This window comes from Bacteroidota bacterium (assembly GCA_016713765.1).
In the GTDB taxonomy this organism is placed as follows: domain Bacteria; phylum Bacteroidota; class Bacteroidia; order AKYH767-A; family 2013-40CM-41-45; genus Pollutiaquabacter; species Pollutiaquabacter aromativorans.
Window position 1 is genome coordinate 2251929 of record JADJON010000001.1, and the last position, 19625, is coordinate 2271553.

A 19625-nucleotide genomic window follows, 5' to 3' on the forward strand; every position below is an offset into this window, starting at 1 on the left:
ATGGGGTGTTGTCAGTTGTCAGATATTGAGTGAGGATAATGTCCGGCCGTTGATGAAGCACTGCCGGATGAGTGGCTGACCGAAGAAGTATGGAAATGCTTCGACGGATTCAAGCGGCGAGGTCACAAAGAAATTGGCAACCTTTCCGATGCCGATACTTCCATGTGTATCCTGAATGCCCATGGCGGCCGCTGCATTGATTGTTGCGGCGCAGATCGCTTCCCGTGGGGTCATCTTGTAGAGGATGCAGGCAAGAGACACCATGAGGTTCATGTTCGAACTGGGACTGCTGCCGGGATTGAAATCGGTCGCCAGTGCGACCGCATTGCCGGCCGTGATCATCGCCCGGGCCGGGGGAGCAGGAAGTCCGAGGAACAACTGAGCTCCGGGCAACAGGACCGGAATGGTTGTAGAGTCTGCCAGCGCCTTGATGTCTTCGTCATTCGCGTATTCCAGATGATCCACGCTGATGGCTCCGACTTTGATTCCGGCCAGGATACCACCGCTTCGGGTCAACTGCTCGGCATGCACCTTGGGCCGCATTCCGAACGCACGAGCTTTTGACAGGTACTGAAACGTCTCGTCCGCCGTAAAATACCCTTGTTCACAAAAGATGTCGCAGAAATCAGCGAGCCCTTCATCGGCGACTTTCGGGAATAAGGTATCGGTAAGGAATTTCAGATAGGCTGATCGGTCACCCTGGAACTCGGCTGGGACCGCGTGTGCTCCAAGAAAGGTGCTGCGCACCGGAATCGGGAAGTGATCCCGCAACCGACGAATGACCCGGAGCATTTTCAACTCACTGGCTTCGTCAAGGCCATAACCGCTCTTGATCTCGATCGCTCCGGTTCCCATCCGGATCGCATCCAGCACACGCTCACGTGCCGCGTGGAAAAGCTCATCTTCCGAAGCATCCCGAAGGCGCCTGGCTGAATTCAATATACCACCACCACGCTCCGCTATCTGCTGATAGCTGAGTCCCTGCATACGATCAACGAATTCCTGTTCACGACTACCGGCAAATACGGTATGCGTATGGGCATCGCACCAAGAGGGTAGCACCAATCCGCCTTGGGCATCGATCTCTTCGCCGATCGTGTAGCGGGATCGAAGTTCGGCCAGGGCCTCCGGTGTTTCCTGTCCAAAGGCTTCAAATTTCCCGTGCCGGACAAGCAGGTAGGCTCCATCCACGAGCGGAATACGGTCCATGGCATCGCCACGAAGCGGAGAAAGTGAACCCGGGTGGGCAAGCACCAGGGTACGGATGTTCCGGATCAATAAAGCCACAGGAACTTTGGTAGATTCGCCGGCGAAAGTAGCAATTAATCCCGCCACCGCCTGTATGGATACCTACGATGTCGTGATCCTTGGCGCCGGTCCAGCCGGTTGTACCTGTGCTTTGGCTTTGCATGACGCAGGGCTGAAGGTGGCGCTTGTTGACAAAAGTGATTTTCCGCGCGACAAGGTATGTGGGGATGCGATTGGAGGGAGGGCTGAACGTGTCCTGAGGGAACTTGATCCGGACCTGGCCGATGAATTTTCAAGGCGCGCGTTCGGCGTAAAGGCTGCCGGCTGGCGATTGGTGACACCCCGGGGCAGGTCCGTTACAGCCAGGTTTGTAAAACCTGGCCGGGTCGTTCGCCGATGGGACTTCGATCATTTTCTGTTCGAACAACTCCGGGTGAAGTTTCCGACACTCAGGTTGTTGACCGGACTGACGGTCAAGTCGATCCGGAATACCGGAGAGGGGTTTGAATTGTTAGCTGACGGGCTGCAACTCAAGGCCCGTTTTCTGGTGGGCTGTGATGGCGCAAACTCCATCGTTGCCCGGCAACTGGTCGGGAGAACGGTAGATCCTGCTTTTCACTCGGGAGCAGTCCGGGCTTATTACCGCGGGATAAAAGGTGTTCAAGGCAATGAGTTGCTCGAGATCTACCTGCTCAAAGATTTTCTGCCGGGATACTTCTGGATATTTCCGCTTCCGGATGGAGCAGCGAATGTGGGTTTCGGGATGTTGACCAGCGATATCTCCAAACGGCGGATCGATCTGAAGGCTGCCCTGGACGCGATTATCCGGTCCAATGATGAACTGCGTGACCGATTCCGGTTCGCCGTAAGGGAAGGAACGGTGACAGGATTCGGCTTACCACTTGGCGGAAAGGTGCAACAACTCAGCGGTGACAGTTTCCTACTCTGTGGCGATGCCGCTTCCCTGATCGATCCTTTGAACGGGGAAGGTATAGCCAACGCGATGTGGAGTGCGCAAATCGCGGCACGCCATATCCGGCAGGCCTTCAAGTCGGGAGCGTTTGGCCACGACTCTTTGCAAGCCTACGATCGGGAACTCTACTCCAAACTTGGACCGGAACTCCGCCGCAAATTGTTGATGCAACGTGTTTTTAACCGTCCCTGGCTGATCGAGTCCCTGGTTGCGTTGGGGAACCGAATTCCCTGGTTGAAAGACCGGGTAGCACGCAGGTTGTAAGGCTGCATTAACATCTTTTCGTTGATTTTTAGGCCTTTCACCGGGTTCTGCAGCCAACCCGAACCGTAACTTCGTATCCTATGGCTGGAAATAGCTTCGGACAGATTTTTCGTCTTACCTCGTTCGGCGAATCGCACGGTCCCGCACTGGGTGGCGTACTCGATGGTTGCCCGTCCGGACTGCCGATTGATTTGACTGCTGTACAAGCTGATCTTGATCGACGGAGACCCGGACAAAGCGGCATTACCACCGCGAGAAAGGAGGCTGATTCTTTTGAGTTGTTATCGGGTGTGTTTGAGGGCAGAACCACCGGCGCTCCGATCGGATTTATCATCAGGAACCGTGACGAACGTTCTTCCGATTACGATGCCATGGCCGGAAGCTTTCGTCCTTCTCACGCCGATTATACGACTACCGCCAAATACGGACATCGCGATCATCGAGGTGGTGGACGCAGTTCCGCCCGCGAAACGGTTTGCCGGGTCTTTGCAGGCGCGATCGCCCGTCAACTGTTGACTACCGTCGGTGTGGAAGTAGGCGCTTGTGTTTCGGGTGTCGGTCCCTATCAGTTCGCCACTGCCGATCGCTTTTTCAGCCGCGAGGAAGTTGACGCGAACATACTCCGTTGTCCGGATGAAACCGCCGCTGATCAGATGATCCGGTATATCGAAGAGCTAAAGTCACTGGGCGATACCACCGGCGGTGTCATCACCGGCTTCGTCCGTGGCATGCCAGCCGGATGGGGTGAACCGGTATTCGATAAACTCCACGCCGATCTGGGTAAGGCGATGTTGAGCATCAACGCCGTTCATGGATTCGAATACGGAAGCGGCTTCGCTGCCGCGGCCATGAAAGGCTCTGAACATAACGATGTCTTTACGACTGCGAAGGCTGGCCGGATCGTGACGCGTACCAACCATTCCGGGGGAATCCAAGGGGGTATTTCCAATGGGATGGACATCCGTTTCCGCGTAGCCTTCAAACCCGTCGCCACTCTGCTGAAGCCGCAGGAAACAGTCGATACGGGAGGAAATCCTACTGTCCTGGAAGCCAAAGGGCGGCACGATCCGTGCGTAGTGCCGCGCGCCGTTCCGATCGTCGAAGCGATGACCTGTCTGGTGCTAGCCGATCACTATCTGCGCCACCGCTCCTCCCGCTTGTAAACAATATTTATCGAAAATCCCGTTAGTATAATATCAATTAAAGTCATGAAAAAAATACTGAAGTGGTTCTTCATCGTAATCGGAGTCTTGTTGGTGCTATTGATCGCCACTCCGTTTCTTTTCAAGGACAAATTGGTTGGCCTGATCAAAGAGGAAACGAATAAGAACCTGAACGCGACGGTTGACTTCTCGGATGCCAGTCTTTCTTTGATCCGGAGTTTCCCCAACCTCTCCCTGGAGTTGGAGAATCTATCGGTCATCAACATGGCCCCCTTCGCCGGTGATACCTTGGTCTATGCGAAGTCACTCGGCATTACGGTCGATATCATGTCGGTCATCCGAGGTAGTGAGATCAACATCCGCTCCGTCACGGTCGCGGATGCGGTCATGAATTTCCTGGTCACCAAAGAAGGGAAAGCGAACTGGGATATTGCCAAACCTTCTGAAACGCCCACCGCTGCTGGTGAACCATCGAAATTCAAGGCGAGTCTGAAGTCGTATACGGTTTCCAACGCGGATGTAACCTACGATGACCGGTCGCTCGATTTTTACCTGCGCCTTAAAGATGTGAATCATGCAGGCAAAGGAGATTTTACCCAAGACCTGTTCGTCCTGTCGACCACTACCATCAGTCCGAACGTTGCGATGAAGTATGGTGGTGTACCGTATATCGCTGCGGCAAAAGCCGAAATTCTGGCCGACCTCGACATGGACATGAAGCAATTCAAGTTCACGTTCAAGCAAAATCAACTCAAGCTCAATGAACTTGAACTGGGTGTCGATGGTTGGGTGGCCATGCCGGACACCAACATCGACATGGACTTGAAATTCAACGCCCCGAAAGCCGATTTCCGGAACTTCCTGTCCATGATTCCAGCCGTTTATTCCAAGGACTTTTCTTCCATTCAGGCGAATGGCAAAATGGCCCTGTCCGGTTTCATCAAAGGCCGATACAATGCCGCCAGTATGCCGGGATTCGGACTGAAGTTGGATATTGATAACGGGCGATTCAAATATCCCAGCCTGCCGGCCGAAGTACGCAGCGTGTTCGTCAACCTGGCGGTTGAAAACCCCGACGGTGTTCCCGATCATACGTACATCAACCTTTCCCGACTGGATGCCAACCTCGGTGGTGACGAGTTTCGTTCCCGTTTGGTGCTGAAGACACCGGTCAGCGATCCCGATCTGGATGCGATGATGAAAGGCCGGATCAATCTGGACAATGTCAAGAAATTCGTTCCGCTCGAAAAGGGAACCGATCTAAGTGGTCGTATGGAAGCCGATCTGGAACTGAAGGGACGCATGTCGTCGATCGACCGCAAGCAGTACGATCAGTTTAAAGCAGCCGGGCGTTTGCTCCTGAGCCAGTTCAAATACGTCGATCCTGCCGTAGGGAAACCTGTTTCGATCGCTGAACTGAAGCTGGGCTTTTCTCCCCAGATTGTTCGACTGGAGAATCTTCAGATGCAGGCAGGGAAGACCGATATCCAGGCGGAAGGAAGCCTGGAACAGTTTCTCGCGTACTTCCTGAAAGACGAAGGGGTTCTGACGGGCAAGCTGAACATGACTTCCCGGGTGGTGGACCTGAACGAGTGGATGCCTGCATCGGACTCCACCAATGCTGCCACAGCCGACACGGCTGCGCTGAGTGTTATTCCGGTTCCTGCCAACATCGATTTCACCTTGAACGCGTCGATCGGCAAACTGGTCTATACCAATTTCAATATCTATAACCTGAAAGGTTCACTGATCGTTCGCGATGAATCCGTCCGGATGAGTGGAGTCAACATGCAATTGATGGATGGGACGATGGCGATGAACGGAAGTTACTCGACGAAGAATCCCAAAGCTCCGGACATCGACTTCAGCATGGACATCAAGAACTTCGATATGCAGAAAACGGTGGCGACCTTTAATACGGTGGAAAAGCTCGCACCCATGGCGAAGTATTGCTCGGGCAAGTTCGGTACGACCATGACGGTGAAGGGACAGTTGGATCAACACATGAGCCCGGTAGTGAATTCCCTCACCGGTGCAGGAAAGCTGAGTACCAGTCAGGTTGTGATTTCGAATTTCCCTGCATTCAACAAACTGGCGGATGCGCTGAAGATGCCCTCCTGGAAAAAGCTGGATGTACCCGCGTTGAATCCTTCCTTCCGTTTTGTCAATGGCCGCGTCTATGTGGATCCGTTCGATGTGACCATGAACGGGAACAAGGCGACCATTGCAGGATCGAACGGATTCGACCAGACCATCGACTATACCATGGCTGTTCAGATTCCGCGGAGTTCGTTTGGCGGCAACGCCAACGCAGCACTCGAAGGTCTCGTTTCCAAGGCCAATGCTTCCGGAGCCAATTTCAGTTTGGGAGAGACGGTCCCGTTGAATGTGACCATTGGCGGTACGGTGCTGGAGCCCAAGGTCGGAACGGACCTCAATAAAAAAGGCGCAGCGGTTATGGATGACCTGAAGGCCAAGGCCAAAGCGGAGTTTGATAAGAAGAAGGCTGAAGCCGAAGCGAAAGCCCGGGCCGAGGCCGACAAGCTCAAGGCGGAAGCGGAAGCAAAGCTGAACGCCGAGAAGGAAAAGGCCAAGGCGGAAGCGGATCGTTTGAAGAAAGAAGCGGAAGCGAAAGCGAAAGCAGCTGCCGACAGCGCGAAGAAAGCCGCGGAGAAGAAAGGGAAGGAGATGATCGACGAATTCAATCCGTTCAAGAAGAAGAAGTGATAAAAGCCGTTTGTCCTATTGGCAGGTTCCTGATCGCGGGAACATTGCTGTTGAACTCCTGCCTGGCGGTTGCGCAATCATGCCCGAAGTCGGAGAATAAAAAAGCCCTCCGCTTCCAGGAGGAGGCGGAGTCGGCTTACAAGTCGCGCAAGTACGAAGATGCGTTGGATGCCAGTGGAAAAGCGATTGACGCGGATCCGGAATATGCAGACGCTTATTTGCTGCAAGGTTATGCCGCATTGAAGAAACGCTCATTCGGATTGGCGGAAGAGAGTTTGCAAAAGGCGATCGAACTCTGCGAGTCGGTCGATCCGGAAGCCTATTATCAGCTGGGTTGGTTGTATTATGACCTCAAGAAATGGAAGGAGTCGGAGCGCTACCTGTCAAAATTCACAGGTCATGACCGGATCAACGAAGAACATGGTGCCAAGGCCGAATTGATGCTGGCAAGGGCGAAGCTTTATGCCCATCCGGTACCCTTTGACCCGCAACCGGTGAAAGACCTGAGCACACCCGACCCCGAGTATCTGCCGTACATATCACCCGACCAGGACCTGGCGTTTTTCACCCGCCGCTTTGAACTGAAGGACAAGAACATGCTGGTGCCGCAAAGCGTCGAGAAATTCATGCTTTCGAAACGCACCGGTCTGGGCGTTTTTGAGCGAGGTGCCCCGATGCCATTACCCTTCAATCAGGCAAGCTCGAACAACGAAGGCGGGGCAACGATCACGATTGACAATAAGCACTTGTTCTTTACGGTCAATACAAAGGGTAATTTCGACATCTGTACTTCGGATCGCGAAAATGGGCAGTGGGGAGAGATCCGGAATCTCGGCCCGAATGTCAACGACCCGAAGCAATGGGATTCGCAGCCGACCATTGCGCCGGACGGGAAGACGTTGTACTTCGCTTCAGCAAGGGATGCAGCCACGGGAATTGATCTCTATGTGACAACGCGGTCGGATGATGGAACATGGAACAAGGCGCGTAAGCTCCCGCCTCCCGTCAACACGAACGGGAATGATAAATCGCCTTTCTTTCACAGCGATGCCCGGACCTTGTATTTCTCTTCCGACAGTCTGCCTGGATTGGGCGGATACGATATTTACTTTTCCCGACAGGATGAGAAGGGTAACTGGAGCAAACCGGTGAATCTGGGCTATCCGATCAATACGGAAGCCGATGAAGTGGGATTCTTTGTCAGCACCGATGGGAAAAAAGGATTTTTCAGCTCCAACAAATTGAATAACGGAGCCGGCGGTTTCGATATCTATTCCTTCGATTTGTATGAAGGCGCCCGACCGGGGAAGGTGTATTTTCAAAAGGGCGATCTGAACGGACCGGAGGATGCTGATCCATTACCTGCTACGATCGAGATCAAGGATGCGGTGACAAGAAAACTCACCAGGATCGATGTCGATTCCGTGACCGGTGAATATGCCTTCGTCGTAAACTTCGATCACGACCTCCTGGTATCCGTTAAGAAAGAAGGCTATGCGTTCGAATCCCAGTATGTATCACGGAAAGACACGGCCCGACCATTGGTAGTTACCAGCGATCTTCAACTGAAGAAGCTGGAAGTAGGGGCACAGTACCCGATCAACGATATCCTGTTCGGAACGAATTCTTCCGAGATCAACGACACCATCAAGACCGTCCTGGATGATTTTGCGGAGTATCTGCAGTTGAACCCGAAGTTGCGGGTCGGCATTCAGGGGCATACGGATAATGTCGGGAACCCAGGTGATAACATGGCGCTTTCAGAGCGTCGCGCCAAGGCCGTCTTCGACTATCTCGTCGGTCAGGGCATTACCGCTACCCGGATGACGCATAAGGGATATGGCGAAACGAAGCCGCTTTTCCCGAATGCTACCGAAGCCGGACGTGCGAAGAACCGAAGGACGGTTTTCGTGGTTTCCCAGAATTAATGGTATGGAAAATGCTATGCACCGTGCTCCACTTAAAAAATCCAGCATGAAGTACTTTCTAGCCCCGGTATTCGCTCTCCTGATCGCGATACCGGTATCCGCACAGCAAGTGCGATCGATCACGGAATCCGACGTGAAATCCGTAAAAGTCTTCCTCAATGGAGCGCAGGTTAATCGGGAAGCAAAAACCACCATCGATGCCGGCACCACCTTACTGCAGATCGAAAACCTGTCGCAGTACATCGATAAGAGTTCGATCAGTGTGAGCGGAACAGGAGAAGCGGTGATCGCCGGAGTGGGTTTCAGGATGGAGTACCTGACCGAAGACCGAAAATCACCGGAGGTCCGTCAACTCGAGGACTCGGCAAAAACGCTTCAGTTGGAATTGGACAAAGTGAATGGGTTGGAGCAGGTGTACAACGATGAAATAACCCTGCTGAATGCCAATAAAGCGGTGGGTGGTTCAAACATAGGTGTGGATGTCGACAACCTGCGGGAAGTAGCCGATTTTTTCCGACAACGCATGATTGAACTGCGCATCAAACTCATCGATTCGGGACGGGAAAAGAAGAAAGTCAGTGAACGCCTGGCTCGCGTCACACAACAATTGAATGAACTGAATGCAAGGAAGAATCATCCGTTCGGAACCATTCTGGTCACCCTGACTGCCCGTCAACGCACCAGTGTCAACCTTTCCCTGAGCTACTATGTGCAGGGTGTCGCCTGGTCGCCGCTGTATGATATCCGTGCCAAAGACGTGGCGAGTCCGGTGCAGTTGTCTTATAAAGCACAGGTGACAAATGCTACGGGAGAGCAATGGGAGAATGTTCGGCTGACACTTTCAACAGGCAATCCGAGTCTGGGTGGTACAAAACCACAACTGAATCCGTGGTACCTCGATTTTCTTCAGCCCTACTATGGGCGCCAGAAACAAGAGTTGAAAGAACTGTCAGCGGTACCGGCCATGCGGGATGATAATCTGGCGATGGGCCAGGCCGTCGAGCTTTCCGCGCCGATTGTTCAGATGAATGAGAACCAACTGGCCACCGACTTTGACATCACCCTTCCGTATACCTTGAACGGCGACGGCAAACCGGTCACGGTCGATATCCAGTCCCATCAACTTCCGGCCACCTACACCTATTATGCAGCACCGCGTCTGGACCGGGATGCCTTCTTGCTGGCACGTGTCACGGGTTGGGATGCATTGAACCTGCTGCCTGGACAAGCGAATGTCTATTTTGAAGGAAGCTATGTCGGAGAAACTTCGATCAATCCCAACGCCACACAGGACACCCTGGATCTTTCACTCGGCCGTGATAAACGGATTGTCATTACACGCGAGAAACTGAAAGAACTGACCACCAATAAAACCATCGGCGGTACGCAGGTCCATGAAACTACCTGGGAGATCAAAGTGCGGAACTCGAAACGCGAGGCCATCAATCTGGTACTCGAAGATCAGTTCCCCGTGAGTCGTGACAAAGACATCAAGGTACAAACCGGAGACTTCTCCGGTGCCTCGTACGATGAAGTTAGCGGCAAACTGACGTGGAGGTTGTCGATAGGTTCCAACCAAACGGAAAACCGCAAGTTCAACTACACGGTCAAACACCCGAAAGACCGACCAGTTCCGGGCCTTTAATCAAGAAGGAGAAACGCCGCCTGTATAGGCGGCGTTTCTTATTTCCTTAACATCCGGCGTTGGGAAGATTCGCGCATTTTCCGTTTTTTTGCAGCACGGAATGGCGAGCAAGAAGCTGATATACAATATTTTACTCGTTTTCGGGCTAATTTCCGCTTTTCCGAAATGGTTGAACGCGCAATGCGCTTCCACCGTCAGTAGTTTTCCCTATTTCGAGAGTTTTGAAGTCGGTAACGGAGGGTGGAGCAGCAGTGGCTCGAATGATGACTGGGCGCTGGGTACTCCGGGCAAACCGGTTATTCGTACGGCCGGCGACGGTTTGAATTCCTGGATTACCGGCGGACTAACGCTTTCTTTTTACAACTTCGGGGAACGATCGTGGGTGGAAAGTCCCTGTTTCGATTTTTCCGGATTACAGTTCCCGGAAGTCTCCTTGATGGTTTTCTGGGAAACCGAGTATCAATACGACGGCGCCAATTTGCAATACTCGATCGATGGGGGTTCCTCTTGGGTGAATGTTGGCAACGCGAATGAATCCGGTACTTGCCTCTCGGAAAATTGGTTCAACCGTTCAGGCATCAATAATCTTTCCGGGTTTGTCAATCCGGGATCCGGTTGGTCCGGTAACGTGCAACCGACTTCAGGTTCCTGTCGCGGCGGGAATGGCAGCGGCGATTGGGTAACCGCCCGCCATTGCGTACGTGAGTTAGCCGGACAACCGGAAGTGCGCTTTCGGGTTACGTTCGGTTCGGGTACCACTTGCAATGACTTCGATGGTTTCGCATTCGATGCCTTCCAGATCCGGGAAAGTTCCAGCGCTGCTACTGCAGGTGTTCTGTTTAGCTGTGTAAATGAAACCACGGTGCAATTCTCGGATGCCGATCCTTCCTGTAATCAATCCTGGTCCTGGGATTTCGGAGACGGAACTTCGGGTTCTTCTTCGGAGACTGTCTCCGGAACTTCGCATACATTTTTAACTCCAGGCACCTATACGGTGACCCTGGAAACCGAAAATGCATGCGGTGCTTCGGCAGTCGGAACGCAGGAAATAAACGTGCTGCGCGCTACCTCGGTAACACAAGCCGTTAGCTGTGCCGGTGGTAACGATGGGAGCGTCTCCCTCGAAGTCCTGCCTTCCGGTCTTGCACATGCGACTGTCTGGCAACTTCCGGTTCCGGTTGTCGGAGATAGCCTTTTGGGACTTGAGGAAGGAGTATACGACGCAATCGTTTCGGTCAGCAACGGTTGCTCGCTGGAAGTCTCCACCGGCATTGAAACTCGTCCCGACGGGTACGTTCGTCCCGAGTTGGGCCCTGACACGTTTGTCTGCCCGGACCGGCCCCTGCAACTGGGCGGGGGAGTGTTTGATCAATATTTGTGGTCGACGGGGGATGATGGACCGTTTGTGCTCATTTCAGATTCAGGCGTAATTGCTTTGCAAGTGACCAATGCACGCGGTTGTACCGGTACCGATACGTTACATGTGCGACTGGATTGTCTGGGCGAACCCTTATTGCCGAATGCCTTTACACCCAATCAGGATGGTATTAACGATGCCTGGTCGCCCGTAGGACCATTGGAGCGTGTTATCGGCTGGAACATTTACGACCGCTGGGGAAATGCTATTCTCCTGAATCAGGGACCATATGACCGCTGGGATGGAAAGTTGTCCGGTAAGCCGGCTCCTACCGGCACATATGTCTGCCTGCTTCGGTATCTTGCCACCGATGGAAGTGAGCAACAAAAGACAGGACGGGTCACCCTGCTTTACTGATCTTCGTTTATTTTGCTTGCTGCTGCTTGCGCTCCAATCCGCTTCGGTAGCGATGGCTCAGGAGAAGTCCGATTCATCCGGCATCCCATTGCTTTCTCCCTGGGAGAACGCGACACGACCACATCCAGGGAGAACCAGACTGATCGCCGGTACAACCCTGGGCTTGTATCCGCTGAGCATGACCTGGCTGTATGCTCAATGGTATAAAGATTATCCTCAGTCAGGTTTCCACTTTTTCAACGATGCCGGTGAATGGGAACAAATGGATAAAGTTGCGCATGCCTGGGATGCGTACTCGATCGCCAAGCCGCTCGCCAGGACCTTTCGATGGGCAGGACATGGTACTCACCGATCCGCGCTCTACGGTGCAGGTATCGCGTTCCTTTACCAAACCACCATTGAAGTGTTTGACGGATTTTCCGCCGAATGGGGATTCTCCGTACCGGATATGCTGGCGAACAGCTTTGGTACAGGTGCATTCCTTTCGCAAGAGTTATTGTGGCAGGAGCAGCGTATCACACTGAAATATTCGTTTCACCTCTCCGAATATGCGCGGTTTCGACCGGAGGTACTCGGTGAAACGTTTCCAGAAAGGATCCTGAAGGACTACAATGGAATGACGTGCTGGGCAGTCCTAAACCCGGCAAGTTTCCTGAAGGGGAACGAAAAATTTCCCCGCTGGTTGAGTGTCGCAATCGGTTATGGTGCCGACGGGATGACCGGAGGTGAAGAAAATCCTCCTGCCGTGGATGGCGTACCGATTCCATCCTTCGAACGCCGAAGGCAATTCTATCTCAGTGTTGATGTGGAGCTATCGCGCATCCGGACACGATCACGGTTCCTGAAAGCGGTGGGAAGTGTGATCAACCTGATCCACTTACCGGCCCCCGCCCTGGAAATTTCACCGGGTAGGAGTGTGAAGGGCCACTGGTTATACTTCTGATCAATACGTGGGAATCGAATGGTCGATCTCGCGGGCGTAGGCGAGTATCCCACCGCGCAGGTTGTACAAATTGGTGAAGCCATACCGTCGTTCCAGTTCCTGGACCACGACACCGGAACGACCGCCGGATTTGCAATGAATAATCACGTCTTTATCGCGGGCAATGCGATCGATCTGTTCGAAGATGGTCCCCATCGGGATGAGCTCTCCGGAAAGATTGCAAACTTCGAACTCATAGGATTCCCGTACATCGATGAGTTGAAAATCTTCTCCATTATCGCGTTTCTCCTTTAATTCCTGGACGGTGACTTCCTTCATGAACCTCTTGGTTTTGAGACAGTTCAAAAATAACTTAAATTGTCCATTCACACACTAACCCATCTGCTTTATGGACTCTACCACGAATACTGAAATCCTTGTATATGCAGGCTTTTGGCGAAGGTTTGCAGCGATGTTGATCGACTATTTGATACTCGGCGCATTGCACATGATCGTAATCGTTCCGGTACTTGGAATGTTAGGCATCGGTGCGGTTGCCAGCGGTATCGATGCGGAAGGCATGTCGGAAGACGATCAGGCCATGTTGTTCATGGCTATTCTCAGCGGCGCGGCAATCCTGTATGTAGTACTGGCCATTATCGGTTGGTTGTACTACGCTTTGATGGAATCCAGTTCCCGGCAAGCCACGGTCGGAAAGATCGCTTTAGGCTTAAGGGTTACTGATCTGAATGGCGAAAGGATAACTTTCCTGCGCGCCACCGGCCGGTATTTTGGAAAGATCATTTCCGGCATGATCCTGTACATTGGTTTCATCATGGCAGCCTTCACGGAAAAGAGGCAGGCCTTGCATGACCTGATGGCGGAATGCCTCGTTGTATCGAATCCCTCACAATCCTAAATCCACTTACATGAAAAGAACGCTACGCATCCTGAGTGCCTGTCTATTACTTGCTCAGCAAGCATTCGCAGGCAGCGGCGGACCTGACGCTTACGGTTATGTCTGGCGCGACAACCTCGACCCGGCCGGGCCAGTGTTCAACTGGATCGATCTTACCACCCGAACGGGCGTCAACCTCGTGGAGAATCTGTCGGATGACAATACCAAGGGGCCCTTCAACATGAATTTCGATTTCCACTATTACTGGTACGATGTCGATCAGTTTTGGGTCGGCAGCAACGGTTACATTGCCTTCCAGAATGGTCAGTTATCGGCTTCCTTTCCTTCCATACCAAGCACCAGCCAGCCGCATAATTTCATTGCAGCCATGGCGTCTGACCTGAATTTCGACGGTACCGGAAATCCCGGCCGGTGTTATTCCTGGCAAAGCCCGACCGGCGACAGCCTGGTGGTATCCTGGGTGGATGTTCCCTTCTGGGATCCGGCAGCGCCGAACTATATCGGCTCGAACAGTTTTCAGATCATCCTGACCAGTGTCGACAGTTCCATAACATTCCAGTACCTGTCCCAAAACGGAGTATACAACGGGGGGACGGCAACCTATTGGTCGTCGGGTATTGAAAACATCACCGGCGGGGTCGGACTGCAACACTTATTGAATCCGGTCAATGTTCCGGGTGTCAATTATCTGGCTACACCTTATGCGGTAAAATTCTACTATCCCGCCACCACCTCGTATCAGGTACTCGATCTTAGCTGCACGTATTCCAACAATCCATCCAATGGAGGCGTTTTCATCAGTGACCGAACCGCAGCGCCATGGCCGCTGCAATTACAGGTCAAGAACACCGGGAATACCACCTGCAATGCGTTCAATGTCTATTCGTATGTGGCAACCGACAATTTCGGAACTACCGGAACGGTGATCGTGGACGATACCGTTACACAAGCCGGTATGGCGCCTCAAACGACTTCCGATATCACCATGTCGGAAACTTTTAGCCCGGATGGAGTGGGAACCTACTTACAGGTCAGCCGTACCCTGTATCCCGGTGATCTGGTACCATCCAATGATTCATCGACTGTTGAGATCGTTGTCGTGGATACCACGGTGCTGCCGGTCAGGCTTTCCTTTGACAACGGATCCGCGAGCGGAGTCGGCTTGAACTGGCAGGCGGGCAATGGTGGAGCGGGCGTACACTTTATTCCGCCATTCTATCCCTGTAAGGTCACAGAGGTGCATGCCTATATCCAGGCCAATCCGAACCTGGTTGGTTTTTACATGACCGTTTTCGATGATAACGGCGGCAGCGGAGCACCCGGTACGCGTCTGGATTCCGTGTATGCCGATCCGGCTACCTTTACCACACCGGGTTGGGTCAGCCTGCAGCTGACAACACCGATCGTCATCAACAGCGGCGGATTTTATGTTGCCTGGAACATGGCAGGAGAATTCATCAGCCTCGGTCAAGACCTGATCGGACCTTTTTCGAACCGCACCTATGAAGTGTTAAGCAATGCCTGGGCGATCTACCGTACACGGGAAACGGAGGATCTGATGATCAATGCCACCGTCGATACCGTCAATCTGATCACCGGCATGGATTTGCTGGATGACAGGAGTGTTTCCCAATTCTATCCGAATCCGGCATCCGGAATCGCTTGTCTTCAGCTTCAAAATACGGAGTATTCGGCCGAAGGAGTTTCGATCGAAGTCTTCCTGCCCGATGGACGCTGCACACTACGCCGTTCAGGCCGGGATACGGGAGTTATCTCTCCTCTGGTGCTCGATGTTTCAAACTGGAAAAGCGGGTTGTATTTTATCCGACTGACATCAGGAAATCAGCAAGTGACAAGGCGACTACAAGTATTGCATTGACCTACATGAAAAAAGGAAGGCCGGGCGTTGAACCCGGCCTTTCTTTTTTATAGCTGACGATTATTGAAGAACAACCCGCAGTGATTCGCGTTGGTCGTCTTGTCCCAATTCCAGCACATAGACTCCACGTGCCAATTGGTGCACATCCAGGTTGATCTGGTTCAAGCCGGCGATGAGGCGAAGATCCTGTTGCAGTACGATTCTTCCGGTCAGATCCCGCAGCATAACCCGGCTGTTCGACTTTTCAAGCGCATCGACCTGTACGGTCAACAACTCCGATGCCGGATTCGGGAAGGCCGAGATGTTTCCGGAGGTGGTTGCTGTTGCAGCTGAACGACAGTTGATGGCCACTGCCATGTTTCGGTTGGAACTGTTGCCACAACCGTTACCGGCATTGACGCTTACGGTACCGCCATTCGCACCGAAATTGACGAGGATGGAATTCGTACCGGCACCGGATGCGATGGTAGCTCCGGATGGAACCACCCAATTATACGTAGTCGCTCCGGATACGGAGGCAGTGGAGAAGGCGACGTTGGTCTGATTGGCGCATACCGCAGTAGGTCCGCTGATGCTGGACGGTACAGCAGGTTTGGCAGTCAGGGCCGCGCAACGCTGAGGGCTGTTTCCACATAAATTCGAAGCGGTCACACACAGGTTGCCGGATACAAATGCGGGAGAGACGTTCACACCGATCGACGTAGTGCCGGCACCGGATTGGACCGAAATACCGCTGGGTACATTCCAGGAATAGCCTGTAGCTCCGGTCACCGGTGAGATCGAGAAGTTCATGGCGCCTGCGCTGCAAATTCCGGTGAGGGTTCCGTTGATGGAACCGGGAGTAACCGGTTTGCTGCGGATATAAGCCACGCGAGAACTGCTGGTGCCACAGGAATTGACCGTAGCAACGGTCAGGTTACCGCCGGTAAATCCCGCGCTGAAAGTAACGGTGACGGCATTTGTTCCTGCACCGGAGGTAATGGTTGCTCCGGGAGGAGCACTCCATACGTACGAGGAGGCACTGGGTACAAGACTAACCGAATAATTCACATTGGTGCTACCGGCACAGACTCCGTTGGTGGGCCCGCTGATCGTGCCTGGAGTGGTCGGTGTGCCATAGACCGTCATTGTCCGCGTTCCGCCGGCGCCCAGGCAATTCGAAGGCGTACAACGGAGTGTTCCGGTGGTGAACGGTGTGGGCAGCGTGAAGCTGATGCTATTGGTGCCCTGACCGCTGACAACCGTAGCGCCGGTGGGCAGTTGCCAGTTATAGCTTGTTGCCATCGGATCGGCCGCGACACTGAAGGAGACGGTAGAACCGGGGCAAATGATGTTTGCACCGACGATGGCAGCCGGAGTTGCCGGACGCGCGGTAACCTTTGCTACGGTGAAGCAGACTGGCGCGCTGGTTCCACAGGCATTTTGTGCAGTGACACAAATCTGTCCGCTTGCGGGAATGTTGGAAGCACTCACCGTCACGGAATTGCTGCCGGCACCTCCGGTGATGGTGAATCCGGACGGGAAGGTCCAGTTGTAAGTTGATGCCCCCGGTACAGCCGGAACGGAATAGGTCAGCGACTGGTTGTTACAAACGGCCGCTGCTCCGTTTACAGATGCCGGAGTCGCCGGTGCGGTACCGACTTGTCCGACATTGAAGGTCTGACTGCCGGTACAGGAAGAAGCGTCCGTAATCGTTACGGTGAAGTTGCCGCTGTTCAGGTTCGACAGATCTTCTGATGTCGCGCCATTTGACCAGCTATAGGAATAGGGTGCATTGCCACCGCTGACCGTCAGGTCAATGGCCCCCGAGTTGGCTTGTCCACAAATAACCGGTGTCACGCTCGATGAAAGATTCAAAGCAGCGGGCTGACTGATTGTTCCCTGTACGCTGGTCGTGCAACCGTTGGCATCACTGATACTGACGGTATAAGCTCCTGAACTCAGATTCGAGGCAGTTGCACCGGTCTGAACCGGGCTTGTATTCCAGGAATAATTGAATGGGGCAGTGCCGCCGGAAACATTGGCCTGCAGGCTGCCGTTGCTACCGCCATTACACGTTACGTTCGAAGTAGAGAGCGTTGCGGATGGAGAAGGGTTGACGGTCAGGGATAAAGTCTGGGTTGCGGAACAACCATTCGAAGTACCGGTTACGGTGTAAACCGTCGAAGTAGTCGGGGAGGCGTTCACCGCACTTCCGGTCGTGCCACTGAGGCCGGTTGCAGGAGACCATACATAGGTGTCCGCACCGGAGGCACTCAGGCCGACGCTCAGGCCGGAGCACAGGGTCGATTGAGCAGCGGAAGCGTTTACAACTGGTGTCGGATTAACAGTAACCGTCACCGGGACACGTGCGCTGCGGGTGATGATGTCCGGAGATGCGATCTGCCAGTCGTAGAAGAAATAATAAGTGGATTTACCGGCGGATGAATTCGTCACCGACATGAAACCCGGAAGCGTATAAGGATAGCTTACACCGGTGGTGTTGTACCACAAGTTCGGCGTACCGCTAACCTGCAGGCGGAAGTGCTCTCCGACCGGAACCGTAATGTTGAGGACAGCGCGGCTTTTTCCGGCGGGAAGGTTCACTGTAACCTGGCGGACCAGGGTGGCATTCTTGTCGTACAGTTGGAACGTACGGTTACCGGCAGCGCCGGCATAGACCTGAACACTTTGCAGCACGAAACTGGAGTACGCGGTAAAGACCACATAGGGAGTTCCGGCTGAAGTGTAATAGGCGCCACTGCCGAAGGTGTTATCGGTCGGGCTGCAAAAGTTCACGGGTCCAGGTGTTACTTCTTCTGCCTGGGCATAGTAGGTCGTGGTGCCGCCGAGGGTAGGTGTCGTGTAGCTGGGACCATTACCGACCGGTAAGGAGTTACCGGAAGGTTGCGTGTACCAGTATACCGTGCCGGAAGAAGCGTTAGCCGAAATGGTGGCGGATTGCCCCTGGCAGATCGTGGCACTGGTGACAGTAGGATCGTTGGGGTTCGGAATTACGGTAACGTTGAAGGGCGCAGACGTAACGGTACCGCAATAGGTGGTTACGGTGACAGAATACGTGCCCGAAGTGTTCACTTCGATGGATTGAGTAGTCGCACCCGTCGACCAAAGGTATGCGGTTCCTGCTGTTGCGGTCAGTCGGATGGTTTCACCCTGAGCAATCGTGCCGGACTTGTCGGCCATGATCTCGATGATCGGGTTGGACGTAGCCTGGCGGGTCAGGGTAATGGGCACCGCGATGACGTTGTTGTTTTCCCGGTACTCTAGAAAATTCTCATTCGGATCGATGGTGACGACGATCCAGTAGTTTCCATTACAGGTTCCGGAAGGAATGTTGATCCACATTCCATCAAGCGACTTGGAATAAATATCTACATACCCTGCTGTAATACCCTGAAGGGCGTTTGAACAGCCGTAGCTTCCTCCACCCAGTCCATAGTTGGGCAGGTTGGTGGAGTTCAATACCGTGTTGAGCGAATCCCGGCAATATCCGGCGCTGGAGTTACAATTGCTCAGGTCCAAGAGGCAGAACGCCAGTTTGGAGCCTGTGCCGACAATGGACCAGTTCCTGGGATCAGGTTCATTGGGATTCTCCAGACGGATGGTGTACTCGCCCCAGGAGTCAACGTGTTGGTGACCGTGGGTGCTGTGATAGGTCATGGTACCGGCCAGCCGGTCGGTAAAGGACATGGCGTTGCCATTCTTGTGGTAGATGCGCTGAACGACCACCTGCTTGGGATCCATGCCGTTCGGACACCCCCCGACGCCCGGATAGGTGAGCGAGGTATCAGTACCGCATACCCAACGGGATTGTCCACGCACCTCGATCGGACCATAGCCGATGTTCGGCGTAGCACCGGTCAGGCGAAGTCGACCATCATCAGAACCCTGGCCGGAATAGTTGGTGCCGGCACCTGTCTGGGCATATTCCGTGGTGCCTCCCGAATTTGAAATGGCATCCTTGGATACCGTAATATCAGGTAACAGATCGCAGTCTGTTCCCTGTCCGGGAGGACAAACGCAGGTAGTCGCGTTCGTGGTTGTACATTGGGCGGATGCCTGATTAAATTGCAAGGCAATTCCGAGCGCGAGCAGGGTAAGGACTCGTTTCATGTAGTAGGTGTAAGGGTTATTTACGCAGCAATGAACTGGTTCTAATATAGGAAGAATTTTGACATCCTCC

Annotated in this window: 12 protein-coding genes; 9 read left to right on the forward strand and 3 right to left on the reverse strand. The window is 53.5% G+C overall.

The annotated features are described in order from the left end of the window. Window positions 1–18: 18 nt before the first annotated feature. The gene (locus IPJ96_08690) at window positions 19–1287 is read right to left on the reverse strand and encodes an imidazolonepropionase (protein MBK7910421.1); all 1269 of its coding nucleotides are present in this window, start codon (window positions 1285–1287) and stop codon (window positions 19–21) included. Window positions 1288–1342: 55 nt separating this feature from the next. Between IPJ96_08690 and IPJ96_08695 the strand changes: the two genes are divergently transcribed. The 7 genes from IPJ96_08695 (at window position 1343) to IPJ96_08725 (ending at window position 12665) form a co-directional block, all read left to right on the forward strand. Beyond that, window positions 1343–2485 (forward strand): geranylgeranyl reductase family protein, encoded by a 1143-nt coding sequence (locus IPJ96_08695; GenBank protein ID MBK7910422.1) that lies wholly within the window; start codon window positions 1343–1345, stop codon window positions 2483–2485. A gap of 80 nt (window positions 2486–2565) precedes the next feature. Beyond that, window positions 2566–3648, forward strand: a complete 1083-nt coding sequence (gene aroC, locus IPJ96_08700; GenBank protein MBK7910423.1) for a chorismate synthase — start codon at window positions 2566–2568, stop codon at window positions 3646–3648. A 45-nt stretch (window positions 3649–3693) separates the two neighbouring features. Then, a complete protein-coding gene (locus IPJ96_08705; GenBank protein ID MBK7910424.1) occupies window positions 3694–6375 on the forward strand; it encodes an AsmA family protein in 2682 nt (893 codons plus the stop codon). Then, complete coding sequence (locus tag IPJ96_08710) at window positions 6372–8303, forward strand: OmpA family protein (GenBank protein MBK7910425.1); 1932 nt, start codon at window positions 6372–6374, stop codon at window positions 8301–8303. Before IPJ96_08705 ends, IPJ96_08710 begins: the two co-directional genes overlap by 4 nt. Before the next feature lie 46 nt (window positions 8304–8349). Then, a complete protein-coding gene (locus IPJ96_08715; protein MBK7910426.1) occupies window positions 8350–9948 on the forward strand; it encodes a DUF4139 domain-containing protein in 1599 nt (532 codons plus the stop codon). 169 nt (window positions 9949–10117) lie between these two features. Continuing rightward, window positions 10118–11722 carry a gliding motility-associated C-terminal domain-containing protein gene (locus IPJ96_08720; protein MBK7910427.1) on the forward strand — a complete coding sequence of 535 codons (1605 nt, stop codon included), beginning with the start codon at window positions 10118–10120 and terminating at the stop codon, window positions 11720–11722. Window positions 11723–11738: 16 nt separating this feature from the next. After that, window positions 11739–12665 (forward strand): DUF2279 domain-containing protein, encoded by a 927-nt coding sequence (locus tag IPJ96_08725; GenBank protein MBK7910428.1) that lies wholly within the window; start codon window positions 11739–11741, stop codon window positions 12663–12665. Here IPJ96_08725 and IPJ96_08730 read toward each other — a convergent pair whose 3' ends face one another. Further along, the gene (locus IPJ96_08730; GenBank protein ID MBK7910429.1) at window positions 12666–12983 is read right to left on the reverse strand and encodes a rhodanese-like domain-containing protein; all 318 of its coding nucleotides are present in this window, start codon (window positions 12981–12983) and stop codon (window positions 12666–12668) included. 70 nt (window positions 12984–13053) lie between these two features. Here IPJ96_08730 and IPJ96_08735 point away from each other — a divergent pair, with 70 nt between their 5' ends. Both IPJ96_08735 and IPJ96_08740 read left to right on the forward strand, forming a co-directional pair. Further along, window positions 13054–13563 (forward strand): RDD family protein, encoded by a 510-nt coding sequence (locus IPJ96_08735; GenBank protein ID MBK7910430.1) that lies wholly within the window; start codon window positions 13054–13056, stop codon window positions 13561–13563. Window positions 13564–13573: 10 nt separating this feature from the next. Beyond that, entirely contained in the window at window positions 13574–15442 is a 1869-nt protein-coding gene (locus IPJ96_08740) for a T9SS type A sorting domain-containing protein (protein ID MBK7910431.1), read from the forward strand. 60 nt (window positions 15443–15502) lie between these two features. Here the strand turns inward: IPJ96_08740 and IPJ96_08745 are convergent, their stop codons facing one another. Then, window positions 15503–19555 carry a T9SS type A sorting domain-containing protein gene (locus tag IPJ96_08745; GenBank protein ID MBK7910432.1) on the reverse strand — a complete coding sequence of 1351 codons (4053 nt, stop codon included), beginning with the start codon at window positions 19553–19555 and terminating at the stop codon, window positions 15503–15505. Window positions 19556–19625: the final 70 nt, after the last annotated feature.